This window comes from Planctomycetaceae bacterium (genome assembly GCA_041398825.1).
GTDB lineage: Bacteria > Planctomycetota > Planctomycetia > Planctomycetales > Planctomycetaceae > F1-80-MAGs062.
This window is the reverse complement of record JAWKTX010000007.1, coordinates 97,771-112,334: the sequence shown is the minus strand read 5'-3', so window position 1 is coordinate 112,334 and position 14,564 is coordinate 97,771. Positions and strand designations below refer to the sequence as shown.

Sequence of the window (14,564 nt, the reverse complement as noted above, 5' to 3'; positions counted from 1 at the left end):
CCTGATTCGGGACGTGCCGGATCCAGACGCTGACAATTCAGCCCAGAGAATACCGGGGCGTGCCGATTCAGGGACACAAGATGCTGTAGCCAATATCCAGCGGTACGATGGGAGCCTCTTTCATTTGAACGGATCCCTGATCGTCTGTTTGGTTTGGGCCGAGGCTGTAAATCGTCAGTTGGGAATCATCCCAGCGCAGACGGAATGGCTGGTTAGTGAAGGGGTCGATCGAGACGTCGCCTGCGTTAGCCAGTTCGGGAATAAGAGAGGTTAATTCGGCGATCGTTGTGGGCGGTACTTGTCTGGCTTTTTGATAACGTATTGCGGCAAGTGCCAGAATGGCCGCGCGCTGCATAGCGACATTTCTGGCAACAGTGCTCACGGCTTCATTGGCACCGGGAATTAACATGGATGCGCTCAGGTTGAACCACCTGGACATGGAGCGATTGGTTGAAAGTCTTCTTATCTCTGCAGCCTGTTCCGCCGCTGCAGCAATTGTCTGATCCCAGCCCTGGTCCGTCGCATCGATGACGGGCTTACTGAGCTGCAGGTAGGTTGACGCATTGGAACGTCCGAGGGGGCCGAGGCCCGCGGACTGAACGATGGAAACTGAAAACGCGCGTTCGGTGCAAAGGGCTCGTTTCAGTTCTTTCAGAAAATCGATATCTGCTGCTCGTTGAAGTTGTGCGAGCTGTGAGTCGTTCCAGTGACCTTGCTGTGCCAGTTCAACGGCCTGATTACTGGCCATGGCGGAGATCGCTATTCGCATCAGGTGAGTCAATAGGACCGGCTCCGCCTGAAGTGCGCTGGACACAGCGTGAATTGCAAGAGTCGATTTCAATGCACGGTCATGCCTGTTTGTACGTGCAAATACAGCAGCTTCCAGCTGTAGCAGACGTGCAACCTGCCTGGATTCGAACGCCGAAGAAAGAACGGCATTCGGACCGGCGGACAGTTGAACGGGAAACCGTGCGGCTCCACCGGCGTCGGCCGCTTGATGAATGATGCGTAACGCTGCCTCGTGCGTTTTGAGGAACTGTTGAGCCAGTTCTATCTGGTCCCAGTCCTCGTTCGCGCGTGGCAAATCGCCTTCCCCGATGAATGGCAGCGTTCGAGTTGTGTCGTCCAGTCTGATCGCCGCCGCCACATTGATCGCTTCAATCCAGAGCGTTGTCGTATCGGCAGTGCCTTCGGGGAGGACATAAAACTCATCCAGGTCGGCGAATCCAATGGGCAATCCTGCCAGCCGAATCTCAGCCATTTGCCTTTCGAGTCGATTTCCTGCGACCAGACCTGCGATGACGAGACTGATCGCGATGAAGGCAACTGGCATGACTGCCCAGAACCAGGCGCGACGGTAGTATGGTCGCTCCGAAGCCCGGGCTTTTTCCATGTTACCTGCCGATCCTGAAGGGAGAGATGTCAATGTGAGTCGGCGTCCCATCAAGTAACTCGGCGATGAGCTTTCCGGTTGAAGGTCCCATTGAGATGCCCAGCATGTTGTGTCCGGCTGCCACCCAGACGTTCTCGAATCGGGGCGAACGATCAATATAAGGTTTGCCATCCCATGTCATGGGACGCCAGCCGTACCATTCTTCTTCAACGGGCTCGGCAGTAGGTTCGTGCAGATACTGCGATGCGCCAGTTCGCAGATAGCTGAGCCGCCTTGGGTTGAGCGAGGTGTCGTAACCTGCAAATTCCATGGTGCTTCCGACTCGATAACCTTCGTGGAATGGTGTGATCGCGACATGACATTCTTCCAGAATCATCGGATATCGCGGACATCGTGCAGGCCTTGCCATCGTAATGGAATAGCCTTTGCCGGGCTGGATCGGGATACTGCATCCCAGTTCTTTGTTCAGAAATGGAGTCCAGGAGCCCGTGCAGACAACAAATTCATCGGCAGCGATGTTCTCTGCTGGTGTTCGAACTGCTGTCGCTCTGCCGCGGTCCATAACAAATCCGTCGACCGGGCATTGCTCTTCGATTTTCACACCATTCTTCAGCAGCAGCCGCTTTAATTCACTCATCAATTTGTCGGGTCTCAGGTGAGCATCGATCTTGTAGTGCCACGCGCCGGCCAGTCCTGGCTTCAGGGCCGGTTCAAGTGATGTCAGGGCTTCGCTTCCTTCAATTGCGTCGGCCCGAATACCAAAGTTCTCCGAAAGCCATTTGTCGATGGATCGATAGTGATCGAATTCATGCTGGTCGCGAAAAACAAACAGCAGACCATCTTCGGTCCATTCCACGTTCAGATTTTCGTCTCGAATCACCTGACGGTAAAGCGACGCAGCCGACTGCAGCAGAGCATGGCGAGACTTTCCGGCTTCCAGTGCATCCTGCTCGTTACAGCGAGAAGCGAATTTCAGCATCCACGACCAGAATGATGGCGACAGTCGTGGTTGAATACGTAGCGCTCTTTGAGTGCTGAAAAGGCCTTTCAACCCATTCATAATCTGGCCGGGCCGACAAAGCGGCAGCACGTGACTTGGGCTGACGTAGCCGCAATTGCCGTGCGAGGCAGCCGATCCAAACCAACTTCGTTCGCAGATAGTGACCCGTCGTCCGGTTTGTCGCAGGTAATAGGCTGCGAACGCGCCGATAATGCCGCCGCCGATGATGACGGTGTGTTTTGCCTGGCCGGACACATTTGAAGACGTGTCATTTGTGCTGTGTGTCATGAACGTATGCCCGCTCGAAACGGGTCCGATGGATCCAGGAAGAATGTGCAATCACCAGTGACCCACGCGGAGCCGATGATGGTTGGAATGATGTGTCTTGTTGAAACGTCAGCTTCTTTCGCTGGTTCAAATGAACCTTCAAAAATGCTGCCAACGATACTTTGTTGCCGCCAGACCTGGCCTGCCTGAAGTTTTCCGTCTGCAGCAAGGCAGGCTAATTTTGCACTGGTACCGGTTCCGCACGGAGATCTGTCGTAGGCTCCACCCGGGCACATGACGAAGTTTCGGCTGTCGGCCTCTCCTGTTTCTACGGGAGAGAATAATTCAATGTGATCAATGACGCCGCCATCTTCACCCGTGATACCGCCGGCTTCCAGGGCGGCGCGAATGCGCAACGTGAAATCGGACAGTTGCGAGGCCCGACTGAGTTCCAGTTGCTGCCCATGTTCGCTGACAAGAAAGAACCAGTTACCACCCCACGCAATATCTCCGGTAATTTCGCCATGCCCCGGTACGAAAACAGGAACGTCCTTGCGAAAACGATACGAAGGTACGTTCTGCAGTGCGACTCGGTGATCATCCAGAAGGGTTGCCGTCACCACGCCGACCGGCGTATCGATGCGATGTGATCCCGGTTTCAGTTTTCCTAGCCAGTTCAGGGTCACCATCAAACCGATAGTGCCGTGTCCGCACATGTTGATGTAGCCTGCGTTATTGAAAAAGATGACGCCGACAGAACAGTCGCTGGCGGACGGCTCACAAAGCAGCCCTCCCACGAGGAAATCCGATCCTCGAGGTTCATTGTTCACTGCGGAACGAACATGGTCGAACTGATCACGAAATCGCTGCCTCTGGTCAGCCAGAGAGCCCGGCCCCAGATCCGGACCTCCTTCAATGATAATCCGCGTGGGTTCTCCACCGGTGTGTGAATCGATAACGCGAATTTTTTGCACGCAGCACGGCTTTCTTTTCTCTGGGGCAGCGACGAACCAGCAGTGACCCTCCATTCGGTTTGCCCGCTTGTTCCCATGAATGATGGATGGCGGTTGGTCACGCATAAGCGTCGACCCATTATGGCATCGACTATGGGCCTCGCAATCGATGAGAACAAGAGTTTCTCACGAATGCGTGGTGCAGATTCTGAGGTTCAGGGGTCTGAACAATGGGGCCCGGCGACCACCGTCAGTCGCCCGACGTATTCCGACAGGAACTGGCTGGCCTGCTCCGGCGTCATCACATGATTGTCGGCTCGCAGATTGATTCGAAGCATTCCGCCGTAGTCTCCGATGCTGACAGCGACATGGGTGTTTCTTCGAACCGGTGCGGCGCCGTTGATGGATGTGATGCGAACGTTACCAGCTTTCCAAAGTCCATCTTCCGTGGGAAATCGTCCTTCGAATCGCCGTCGAATGGTTCCGACATTGGCCAGCACCACGGTGCAAAAGCAGGATTTCAGTTCCAGAAACATTTTCATTCCCAGAGGAACTGAGCGGAAGAATCTGAGGCACTTCAGTGCAACGATACCTTCTCTCATGAAAAGCAGGTCTCCGGTTTGTTCATGAATCGAAGCAATCAGCTGGTTCGGATCGCGGCACTCGGACGCGCGACGCGTAACAAATGCGTAGCTGACAAGATTCGCCGCCGGCATCGCTTCGTGTTCTTTCGATCGCATGCTGAGCGGCACTGCGACTCGAAGCCAGGATCGACCGCTGAGATCACCCTGTGATTCCCGCCAGTCGTGGATGAGGAGCAGCATTTCCAGAATGCAGAGGTCGTTCACCGAAACCTTTTGTTTCTGTGCGGCAATTGACAGGCCCCGCGTGAATTCCGATGGAAGTTCAGCAAATCGGAGGATGCCGGCAGTAGCCCTGTCATGCTGGTTCGCGGCGTCAGAGACGTTGCTGACCTTCATCAGTGTGACGGGTCGTCGAAGCAGCAGTCTTGAGACTTTTGCAACAGCTCGCGAAATTCGTCCGATTCGGCTCCTTTGAGTGCCCGCCGAACTGAATTGATTGCGAAGACGCAATTGTTCAATGTTGCGCGGTACAAACTGCGGTCGTTTATCATCGGGCCCAGCGGTGAAGCAACCGTATCGTGCCATGACTTCACCAATGAATTGCAGTGCCCCGATTCCATCGCAGCAGGCGTGATGGAGATGGAAGACAATTCTCGCTGCATTCGGAGTGGCATCCACCTGAACTTCCAGTCCGGCGCTTTGGGTGAGATCGATGATACGTGCTGAGACCTCAGAAAAATCCTCCGTTTGCGCGAAATGATTCCATTCAACGGCCGGCGTGTGTGATTCGAGTGGTACCCAGCTCCATCCCTGGTCCGCTGTATCCGCGATCAGGCAGGCGAGCAGTGGGTTGTCCCTGATCGAGTCGTTGATCGCCAGAGTCAGCTCTTTTCTTCGCAATTCACCAGCGACCGCCACTGTCATCGCAAACACCATGGGATGCGAAGGGCGATCATCCGCGAACATGTAGTACTCGAAGTCTGACAGCTTTAGTGGAAACAATGGCTGTCTGTCCGGGTTTGAAATTGGGCCAGTGTCTGTCATGGTCGATTCATGTGTTCAGCAGTCCATTGAAAGAGTGTCCGGAGCTCTTGAGACGCCGGTAAGGAGCCGGAACACGAAGTACCGGGAACCCGGGCCGCCTGAGAGTTTCAGACGCGATTTCAGTTTGCTGCAGGCAGGATTCCATTCACGTGTGATTCCATTCCGGTTCGGTTTTTGTCCCGAAATTCGACTTTTTCTACCGGCATCTGTGATGCTTCTGTCGCATCCGAGTCGTTCGATATCGATTGCGGTCGAACTTATTTGTCCATTGAAAAAGCCACCGACGCGTGAGCGAGGGATCGCTGGCCTCTGCAAACCCGTGCAATTGTTTCTCGCTAATGCATCGGGTGACTCTTGTGTTTCTTTTCAACAGGCTGTTGGGGCAGCAATCGAACGTAAACTCGATCCAATTTCCCTCAGATACTCCAGCCTGTCGCTCCTTCATGTCGAAGCAGGGTTTTCTTATTCTCCAGTCCGCCACCGTAACCAACAAGTTTTCCGCTGGCCCCGATGATTCTATGGCAGGGAACAATAATCGAAATGGGGTTGCGACCGTTAGCCATTCCCACAGCGCGCGATGCCGTTGGTTTTCTGATGGCAGCGGCAATTTCTCCGTAACTTGCTGTTTCGCCGAAGGGTACGTCGCACAGTGCTGCCCAGACTTTTTTCTGGAATTCCGTTCCTTCACCTGCCAGAGGCAGGCTGAATTGTCTGAGCTTTCCGGTGAAATACAGTTTCAATTGTCGAATTGGTTCGCGAAGTTTTTTGACGTTTTCTTCCCAGTTCACAGGGATATTTGAGGAATCCTCAGCCTTCAGGAACTGAACGTGCCTCAGCCCTTCATCGTCTCCGGCAATAAGAAGGCGTCCAACCGGCGTTTCATCGAGAATCGTGTAGAACATTTCTTGTGGTCCCTGCGAGCGATGGGCAGGCGCTGGTCTGTTTGTTAACCTTCTCGCGCTTTGAGTGCCTCAGAGTGTACCGTTGTGCCGACTTCGATTGAAATGACCTGCGAGAGTGAAATGACCACTGATTCTGCCGATCCCGCCGGTGACCGAATTGCCCTGGTGAATGACCTGCGATGGAAGAAGTTTCCGGTGCTGGATGACGGCTTCGTGTGCCTGGTCGATGTGATGGGTGATGATAGTAGTGTGGTGCAGGCGGCACGAGTCAGCTATGGCGAAGGTACGAAAAAAGTCAGTGACGATCGAACTCTGATTCGGTACCTGCTCAGACACCGGCATACAACGCCTTTCGAGATGGCCGAAATCAAGTTTCTGGTTCGCGTCCCCATGGATTGCTGGCGCCAATGGGTGCGCCACCGTACTGCTAATATCAACGAATACAGCACACGGTATTCTCTGGCCATAGACGCCGCCCAGACAACCACACCGGAAGAATGGCGCACTCAGGCGGAATCTAATCGCCAGGGAAGTGGAGATGCCCTGCCTGTTGACCTTGGCCAGCAATTGACCGACCAGGAGTCCGATCTGCAGACGCAGATGCGTAATGTCTACCAAAGCCGCATCGAATCAGGTGTCGCGCGCGAACAGGCCCGCAAGGACCTGCCACTGGCAACGTACACGGAGGCCTACTGGAAAATCGACCTTCACAATCTGCTGCACTTCCTCGCACTGCGAATGGATAGCCATGCTCAGCTTGAGATCCGGAACTATGCAACCGCCATTGGTGAGCAGATTGTGAAGCCGCTGTTTCCCGTCGTCTGGGAGGCTTTCCTCGATTACCGTATGCAGGCGATGTTTCTGACTCGACTGGACATCGGTGTGATCCAGCGACTGACAGCCAACGCTGCAACAGCCGGGACGTCACCTCCATTCACGGAAGAACAGTTCCTGTCTGCTCAGGACCCTGCCTGGGCCAGTCTACAGCGAAGTCGGGAACGCGACGAATGCCGTGGTAAACTGCAGCGTCTGGGGCTCATCGTGGCGGATGACTAATGTTCAGGACGCCCTGGCATCGAATTCCTATCGCGATTCAGGTGGTTGGATGTGCGTCACGTTAGGATGGCAATCATCGGTGTCACGATGAGTCCAGCCAGGATCTGCAAGCAGCACTTTGAAACCGATGGCAGCGGCCACGCTCGTCCCGCTTTCCAGCAAAGCTGACAACCAGAAAGACGCGATCGGTAGAGAAAGCCGTGTCGATACGACACCGAATACCGTCGCCTGAACAGTGACGCCCTGACTGCGTAGCCACTGGATCCGTCGAAACATGGAAGCAGCACAGCGAGTGGTGAAGAAGCCCGGCATGAGCTTTGGCCGGAACACATTGATCAACAGTCCTCTCTTTGCCAGTCGGCGAATCACCGGGACCACGATCAGAGTGGTGATCAACGGAAGTAAAAATGACGTCCCGGCCAAATCGGAGAACAGGCTGCGAGCGTCGTAGAGAAATGTCACCCGATCCAGAACGCGCCAGTTAAGATGGCCCACGAGTCTGTAGACCAGCGTGTTGGACAGCAGAGGGATCAGCATGTGCCCGTCAATCAGGAAATGACAGGTCGTTCGCTCCAACGGCTCTGCATGGGTTCATTGTTCTCCCTAAGGGCCCCGACTACGCGATTGCATCCCCTTGTGTATGGTCGGATACACGGTGGCGTTTTCTGCCAGAATCATTCGGAATGCGAAAGTAAGGAGGGGTGTGTTCAGGGATCAGAATCCCCACCACTGCGTGCTGCAAAACTTCTTGGTGCAGCTGGCGAGGAAATTGTGTGGCAGAGAGGTCCCGCACCATGAATTGGAATTAACCGCGACCAGTTCAACCAACAGCGGGAGATTCTGTTCTGACTGGCCCGATTCAATCCTGAAAGAAAATTCAGAATCCTTACGGAACTTCCGGGGCAACGCTCGTTACGGGTTAGATAGTTCCCACCTGCCCAGGGATTAGATTGCGTGTTCGTCAGGAGTGATGGAAATGAAGAAGGTTGGTTTGCGCGGCATACGTAAAGTGGGGCGTCGGGTTGGTTTTACGTTGATCGAGTTGTTGGTTGTCATTTCGATCATTGCGACTCTGATGGCCCTGATACTGCCGGCCATTCAGCAGGCAAGAGAAGCGGCCCGTCGTACACAATGTCAGAATAATCTGCGCAACATTGCGGTTGCAATCATGTCCAATACAACTCGCGGTAAGGACAAGATTCCGGCCTACGGAAAATACACCCCGATTCTTCCTCCGGGCGTGACCAATCCAACTCCACATCAAGTCGAATGTTCCCCGCTGGGTGGGGTGAACTGGGTTGTGACATGTCTGCCGGAACTGGATCGCCGTGACCTGGCAGATCGTTGGGATCCGGCTGCTCCGCCGTTTGGTGGCAATAACTTCCCCCTCGCTCGCACGCATCTGGCTGTGCTGGCCTGTCCTGATGACCAGTCAGCGTTTGGGTAACCGGGTGGCCTGAGCTACGTCATCAACAGTGGCTATGCAAACATGGTTAATCTGGATGCATATTCTTCGCGGATTGCTGCCAGCCAGAATCCTTTCGAATCACAGATGCATCACTACGTAAACATTCCTGCGGACTGGAATCAGAGTGGCGTCTCGCCCGGGGGAGGTGCGGATCCGCAGCAGGATAAGATTGACGAGCTGATCAATAAGGACACGGGTGTTTCGTGGATCCAGGTTCGCAGCGATAATTTCAGTCAGTCCATGCATACCATCTACGATGGTGCGACCAACACGTTTCTTCTTGCAGAAAATCTGAACGCAGGAGTTTCGGGGACATGGTCCAACCCTGCGCCAAACAATTGCACGTTTGTCTATCCAGTCGAGACCTCTGCCGTGGATAATACCAACTTCAGCGATCCGCCTGTTCCCTCCGGACTCAACGGTCTTCCAAATCGGATGAAGGATGGTGGAGAAGGTTTGCCGTTCCCTTCTTCCGGACACCCGGGTGTCTGCAATTTTGCATTTTGTGACGGCGGCGTGAAATCCATTTCTGATGATGTGGATCGTCGGGTGTATCTGCAACTGCTGACCCCCGGTGGTTCGAAGCCGAGATTCACCGGATTTGTTCCCCAAACTCCCCTCTCAGACAGCGACTATTAGAGGTGTTGAATGTAGAGGTGTTGAAGGATTTCAGGGCACAGGATCGAATGTCGGGGCAGGCGGATTAAGCCTGATGGCAGGTCCGGAGCCATCAAAATGCAACTCACTTCATCCCTTCACCTTTTGACTGGGGTTCCGGGACATAGATGACTTCGCCCGATGGCAGTCGATAGGCAACGCCCAGACGCTCTCCTCGGCCACCGGCTTCGCGGTCGCCGATTTGAAATTGTTTTAGTTGATCGCCATCTCGGGGAACCGAGTCTTCCTGGTCCTTCGTATCGACTGACGGGGATTCTCTGCTCGAACTCAGAAGATCGCTTGCCGGAACTCGGGCAAACAGCGCGATCAGCAGCGCGACCGCAAAGACCATGGCGACGTCAAACAGATTCGAAACTCCCGCCAGTGGATCGTGTTCGTCATCGTGCAACAGTCTTTGGTACCTCTGTCTGTTCCGTGGTTGTCGATCCATCAGGTTTCTCCGGTGGAGTGGGCGAAACCGGTCGGTGGTTCTTTCAGGGACAGGGTCTGAAGCAGGAAGTCCATGTCGGCCAGGTCCTGAGCGTACCACTGGCGTCTTGCAAGCCAGATCGCGTAAGCAACTCCGCCCACCAGCAAACCCAGCACAGTTGTGCTGAAGGCGACGACCAGGTCCTCCGCCATTCCGGTCAGGTTGGATTCCGTCAACCCGATCAACGCCGGTCCCAGAGGAATCAGCGTGCCCATCAGGCCGAGCATCGGTCCCACACGGATCAGCAGGCTCAAACGAGCAAGCCGCGCCGAAGATTCAATTTCCACATCGTGAGCATGCTTTTCCGCGAAGATCGGGAGTCCACCATCGGCCAGTGTTCGCTTCACAAAGACTGCCACCAATCCTGGATAGACCGCCTTTGCGTTCTCAGAGGTATCGAATGAAACGCTCCGGGCAACGAGTTCTCGTTGATGAACCTGCCACGCGTTCCTGACGCGACGTCGCTCACTCCATTCGCGCAGCGAACCGCCGATTTCCAGCAGTGAGTAAAGCACCAGCACGAAGAGTGAGGCGATCACCGGCACAAGCAGGGCGTTCGAGAACTCGTACAACGCGTCGACCAGTGATGTCATGACTTCGCAATCCCCCAACGCGAAGCATAGCCAGCACCAATCAACAGCAGGCAGGCGAATACCGCAATCATACTCCACGGATATTCTCGTGGTGGTGATTCAGGAACATCGGAACTCGCCGACAGACTCGGTTGCTGGTTGACTGGCTCAAGCACCTTGCCTGTCACTTCCGGGCTCTCAGTGTTCTCAGGACTTGCATCGGGCTCTTGCGTTTCCGTGTTTGTTTCACTGTTCTCGGTGGACATTGCCGGGTGTGTCTGAGCAATGGTCGGAGCCGTACTATCCAGTGTTCCTCCTGCCAGGAGCGTCTCATCGACGGCTCTTTGTTTAAGACGTGTCAGCAGATCATTCAGGTCCTTGTCATTCGGTTCTGCAAGAGTTTGCTGAACGAAGGCTTCCAGTTTGAAGTTCCCACCACCGCGAAGTCCTCCCCCTTCGCCATGCTGAACGACGGACCGAGCATACTCTGCGGCAATCTCGCGAATCGTGTCGGCATCGGGCTGCCAGTAACCTTTGCGAATTGTCTCGAGCAGAGTCTCCGTGAGGTCCTGATACGCGAAGGGGTTTTCGGACTCGAACCATTCCTTGATTTGAAGGTTCTTTTTATCGCGAATGAACGTGTCGATGATCTCGGTCCAGTAATCGTCACCCACGCTGCCCGGCCGCATGATCGTCCAGCCCAGCGAGTTCGTGACGTGAACGGAAATCTGATCCGCACCGGCGTACCCTTCGCGCATCATGCCTTCAATCCACTTGCGATTGAACAGACGCACGCGGAAGTCCTGTCGAAGTGCGTCTTCTGCGGAGACGACCCGGGCAGCGTCCGGGTCGCGTACGTCCGACAAAAGAAACTCGGGCTTCTGGCCGGTCAAATGTTCGACGGCCAGCGCAAGACTGCCACCGTGGTACCAGTCGTATTTGTTGGAAAGCGGACTGCGAGTACGATCCGACCAGCTTCGCAGAACGATCTCTGTTCCCTGAATGTGGCGGTTGTAGGCTTCGGCGGCCGGAGTTCCCCAAGCGCCTTCCGTATAGACGTTGCGGACCTGGCCAAGATAAACATCCATCAGCTGTTCGCGGGTATCCCATTCGCCAGACTTCTCAACCAGGTAGTAATATCCTGCAGATCCCATCTGCCCTTCCGGATAGCCGAAGATCCTCCCGCGAGACTGCACTGCGGCAAGCTCAGAGGCGACACCTGATGCGATCAGCTGTTGCTCAACGGCCAGACTGTTCTGCCGAATCGGGTTCTGGCCTTCCGGCTCTTCTGCTTCTGCCACCAGGCGTACCGCGCGGTCGATCAGCCGCATCCGCGTGGGAAGCATGTCTCGATAATACGACAGTCCGGCAATGAAGACGTCCACTCGAGGCCGACCGAGCTCGTCCAGCGGAATCAGTTCGACATCCGCCACAAGGTTCTTCTCATCCCATTGAGGCCGACAACCCAGCAGATAAAGAATCTGCGACTCCATCACTCCATAATCCTGAAACGTGGCAAAGGAATTGAGCGTGAAGGCAATCTTTTGGGGATACCGCCCGGTCTTCTTTAAACGTTCCTGCAGAAGCTGATCGACCAGCTGGCGTCCAAGTTCCCAGGACGGTTGCGTCGGGACTTCCTCTGGGTTCATGACGTACATATTGCGGCCGGTGGGCAGCGAAGCAGGATTGCGATCGGGGCTGTTGCCCGGACCGGGGGGAATGAATCGCCCATTGAGCGCCGCCAGCAGTTGTTCGACTTCCTGCGGCGTCTGCCGAAATCCGTCGCTGAGTCGGGTCAGCTTTTGAAACGTCTCTTCCAGTTGTTCCGAAACGGTGTTTTCAGGAAGTCGTGCACCCACGGAATCGAGGGCATCTTTCAGGGAAAAGTTTTTTCGCAAATGCAGCCGAACCAATTCTTCGGCCGCGCGGCGAAGATACTTCTTCCGGTCTCCCGGAGTCAGCGATTCGCTGGCAGGTACATCGATCAGCTCACCAAGTTGTGTCAGCAGATCGCTGCCGCCGCACACCACAAGATACGGCAGCAGCAACTCGTCTGCCGGAGGTTTACCAAACACATGCAAGCTGACCGGAGTGGTTTCATTATGAATGTCATGCAGATACGTCAGCACCGTATCAATCTGTTCCGGCGTCACCAGTTGCCCGTCCGGCAAATCCAGGTGGCAGTCCACAGCCAGACCGGTATCCCGAACCTGCTGTGTGATTGCTTCCCGGAATTTCTCACGCAACGCACCATCCGACAGCACAACCCACTTGTCGATGTCATCGTGCAGGTTGCTCAGTTGATCCGAAAGTTCTGCATTGACCGACGGCGGGACCAGGTGATCAATCAGAACGGCATAAGCCCGGCGTTTCACCGGAGAGGACTCACCCAGATTGTTCAATACCCACGGATTGATATTCGGAATGCTGCCCAGCACGATGTCCGGCCAATCGTGTCCCGACAGTCCGGTTGGCTTACCCGGCAACATGAATTCTGAGCCATGGGTTCCGAAATGAACCATCGCATCGGCGTGGAATTCTTCGTCCAGCCAGAAATAAGTCGCGAGATAGTTATGTGGTGGAGGAACTCTCAGATCGTGAACGAGCGAAGTGTCCTGGGCTTCACCTCGGAGCGGTTGCGGCAGCAAAATCACGTTGCCCAGGTCCACTCGCGGAATCACAAGGTATTGCTTTTCGTTTTGTTTCCAGACCAGAAACTTCCCCGGCGGAGGCCCCCAGCGCTGAATCACGTCATCACGAAGGTCGGCAGGAACACGCTTTTCGAACCACTCGACATAGTCTTCTGTTGGAATCAGCACTGCGTTACCGCTTCGAGCCAGGCGTTCGAGAACTCCTGGTGCCCAGACACCGATCTGACGACCATGTTCCATCATCCACGCCAGCAGTTGGTCTTCTGACTCAGGAACCTGATCCAGTCCGTAGCCCTGCTGCTGCATCGCCTGCAGAACATTCACCATGCTGCGCGGGCCGTTCATGAACATGCCCGTTGCGCTGCCTCTCATTAACTCCGCCTGCCCCATTTCGCGGTCGTAATACACAAAGGCGATGCGCTTGTCTCGATTCGGAGCGGTGCCCAGTCGAACCCAGCGCATCGCACGACTGACAAGATGCTCCACTCGGTCAGCAATCGGCGTGAATGCTTCTTCGCTTCCTCGGCCGCCCGGTGTCCCGGATGTCACCTGAGGCTCAATCGCGCCAAGCAGTTCCTGGCCAACAATGTGAAATGCCATTTCACTGGAAGACAGTCCCTGCAGGGCCACCTGCCAGTCGTTAATGGACTGTTCACGCATAAAGATGGAATGCAGATGCGGGACCTCAAGTTCTTCACGAAAGGAAACACGCTCTCTGCTGTGACAGGTGTGGATGATAACTGCAGGACGAAACTCCCTGACATCACGTTCGTAATCGGGACCATAGTCCACCATGGCAACGGCCAGAGCGCCGTTTCGTTCGCATTCGCGAACCAGCGCTTCCACAACGCGAGGCTGCTGAAACGTCAGATGCGTGCCATGCACAGCGATCACGACTCGCGGCCCGTCGATTGTCGGAAGTTTCTTCTTTCTGGCCCATTCAAGAAACGGCTCAACGCCGCCAAACATGTCTCTGGATTCCGGATGAAACAGCCCGAAAACCTGCGACTCGGCATCAGGCGGAAGAATCTCGCCCGGCTGCCCCAGCAGTTTGACGCGAGCGTAAATGAGCAATCGCCGAAGATTCTCCGGCGAGCTCCCGTAGTAGGCCGAAAGAGCTTCATCCTTTTCAACAACGCCGGCTTTGGTCAACTCCGGCAAGTCCGCTTCAGCCAGCCCGGACAAACTGAACACACGCAGCGACGGGTTGTCACTGCGAGCAGCTTTAATCAATTCTTGATACTGTCGTCGGAGGTCGTCGCGCGTGTGCTGCAGAAACAGAACGGAAACGCCATCCAGTGACGCGGTTCCGTCTGCGATATTGCCGTCTCGCAGGTAAGTCAGCTTCAGTGACTGATCTTCGGCAAACGTTTTGAGAGTTTCAAAGACGCCGCCATGCAGGCCAATGAACGCCATCTTCGGTGCTGGATCCTGACGCTGCTGATCCTGCGCGATGCCGCATGACGGTCTTATCATCAGAAGGATCAGACATCCGAAGTAAGGCACGCACCTCGTGAGATGTTTCGG

Annotated in this window: 12 protein-coding genes; 3 read left to right on the top strand and 9 right to left on the bottom strand. The window is 55.1% G+C overall.

The features are described 5' to 3' along the window. Nucleotides 1–67: 67 nt before the first annotated feature. From R3C20_14035 to R3C20_14015, 5 genes are all read right to left on the bottom strand, one after another. Nucleotides 68–1,393 (bottom strand): hypothetical protein, encoded by a 1,326-nt coding sequence (locus R3C20_14035; GenBank protein ID MEZ6041621.1) that lies wholly within the window; start codon nt 1,391–1,393, stop codon nt 68–70. Nucleotide 1,394: 1 nt separating this feature from the next. Then, complete coding sequence (locus R3C20_14030) at nt 1,395–2,681, bottom strand: FAD-dependent oxidoreductase (GenBank protein MEZ6041620.1); 1,287 nt, start codon at nt 2,679–2,681, stop codon at nt 1,395–1,397. Continuing rightward, a complete protein-coding gene (locus tag R3C20_14025; GenBank protein MEZ6041619.1) occupies nt 2,678–3,634 on the bottom strand; it encodes a proline racemase family protein in 957 nt (318 codons plus the stop codon). Before R3C20_14025 ends, R3C20_14030 begins: the two co-directional genes overlap by 4 nt. A gap of 194 nt (nt 3,635–3,828) precedes the next feature. Beyond that, on the bottom strand, nt 3,829–5,241 hold the full coding sequence (locus R3C20_14020) for a hypothetical protein (protein ID MEZ6041618.1): 1,413 nt from the start codon (nt 5,239–5,241) through the stop codon (nt 3,829–3,831). A gap of 416 nt (nt 5,242–5,657) precedes the next feature. After that, entirely contained in the window at nt 5,658–6,143 is a 486-nt protein-coding gene (locus tag R3C20_14015; protein ID MEZ6041617.1) for a methylated-DNA--[protein]-cysteine S-methyltransferase, read from the bottom strand. A 120-nt stretch (nt 6,144–6,263) separates the two neighbouring features. Here R3C20_14015 and thyX point away from each other — a divergent pair, with 120 nt between their 5' ends. After that, the gene (gene thyX, locus R3C20_14010) at nt 6,264–7,199 is read left to right on the top strand and encodes an FAD-dependent thymidylate synthase (GenBank protein ID MEZ6041616.1); all 936 of its coding nucleotides are present in this window, start codon (nt 6,264–6,266) and stop codon (nt 7,197–7,199) included. Nucleotides 7,200–7,226: 27 nt separating this feature from the next. Here the strand turns inward: thyX and R3C20_14005 are convergent, their stop codons facing one another. Then, entirely contained in the window at nt 7,227–7,736 is a 510-nt protein-coding gene (locus tag R3C20_14005; protein MEZ6041615.1) for a hypothetical protein, read from the bottom strand. Between the two features lie 439 nt (nt 7,737–8,175). Here R3C20_14005 and R3C20_14000 point away from each other — a divergent pair, with 439 nt between their 5' ends. Further along, a complete protein-coding gene (locus R3C20_14000; protein ID MEZ6041614.1) occupies nt 8,176–8,646 on the top strand; it encodes a DUF1559 domain-containing protein in 471 nt (156 codons plus the stop codon). A gap of 42 nt (nt 8,647–8,688) precedes the next feature. Then, on the top strand, nt 8,689–9,306 hold the full coding sequence (locus R3C20_13995) for a DUF1559 domain-containing protein (GenBank protein MEZ6041613.1): 618 nt from the start codon (nt 8,689–8,691) through the stop codon (nt 9,304–9,306). A 103-nt stretch (nt 9,307–9,409) separates the two neighbouring features. Here R3C20_13995 and R3C20_13990 read toward each other — a convergent pair whose 3' ends face one another. The 3 genes from R3C20_13990 to R3C20_13980 are packed head-to-tail and all read right to left on the bottom strand — an operon-like array spanning nt 9,410 to nt 14,513. Next, nucleotides 9,410–9,775 carry a DUF2149 domain-containing protein gene (locus tag R3C20_13990; protein MEZ6041612.1) on the bottom strand — a complete coding sequence of 122 codons (366 nt, stop codon included), beginning with the start codon at nt 9,773–9,775 and terminating at the stop codon, nt 9,410–9,412. Beyond that, a complete protein-coding gene (locus tag R3C20_13985) occupies nt 9,775–10,407 on the bottom strand; it encodes a MotA/TolQ/ExbB proton channel family protein (GenBank protein MEZ6041611.1) in 633 nt (210 codons plus the stop codon). The genes R3C20_13990 and R3C20_13985 overlap by 1 nt, the downstream gene beginning before the upstream one ends. Then, a complete protein-coding gene (locus tag R3C20_13980; protein ID MEZ6041610.1) occupies nt 10,404–14,513 on the bottom strand; it encodes a cobaltochelatase subunit CobN in 4,110 nt (1,369 codons plus the stop codon). The genes R3C20_13985 and R3C20_13980 overlap by 4 nt, the downstream gene beginning before the upstream one ends. Between the last annotated feature and the right edge of the window lie 51 nt (nt 14,514–14,564).

Excerpts from the sequence above, each read along its gene's own strand:
- R3C20_14030 (MEZ6041620.1), bottom strand. The coding sequence starts at position 2,681 with ATGACACACAGCACAAATGACACGTCTTCAAATGTGTCCGGCCAGGCA.
- R3C20_14000 (MEZ6041614.1), top strand. The coding sequence starts at position 8,176 with ATGAAGAAGGTTGGTTTGCGCGGCATACGTAAAGTGGGGCGTCGGGTT.
- R3C20_14005 (MEZ6041615.1), bottom strand. The coding sequence starts at position 7,736 with ATGCTGATCCCTCTGCTGTCCAACACGCTGGTCTACAGACTCGTGGGC.
- R3C20_13980 (MEZ6041610.1), bottom strand. The coding sequence starts at position 14,513 with ATGATAAGACCGTCATGCGGCATCGCGCAGGATCAGCAGCGTCAGGAT.
- thyX (MEZ6041616.1), top strand. The coding sequence starts at position 6,264 with ATGACCACTGATTCTGCCGATCCCGCCGGTGACCGAATTGCCCTGGTG.
- R3C20_13985 (MEZ6041611.1), bottom strand. The coding sequence starts at position 10,407 with ATGACATCACTGGTCGACGCGTTGTACGAGTTCTCGAACGCCCTGCTT.
- R3C20_13995 (MEZ6041613.1), top strand. The coding sequence starts at position 8,689 with ATGGTTAATCTGGATGCATATTCTTCGCGGATTGCTGCCAGCCAGAAT.
- R3C20_14015 (MEZ6041617.1), bottom strand. The coding sequence starts at position 6,143 with ATGTTCTACACGATTCTCGATGAAACGCCGGTTGGACGCCTTCTTATT.
- R3C20_13990 (MEZ6041612.1), bottom strand. The coding sequence starts at position 9,775 with ATGGATCGACAACCACGGAACAGACAGAGGTACCAAAGACTGTTGCAC.
- R3C20_14020 (MEZ6041618.1), bottom strand. The coding sequence starts at position 5,241 with ATGACAGACACTGGCCCAATTTCAAACCCGGACAGACAGCCATTGTTT.
- R3C20_14035 (MEZ6041621.1), bottom strand. The coding sequence starts at position 1,393 with ATGGAAAAAGCCCGGGCTTCGGAGCGACCATACTACCGTCGCGCCTGG.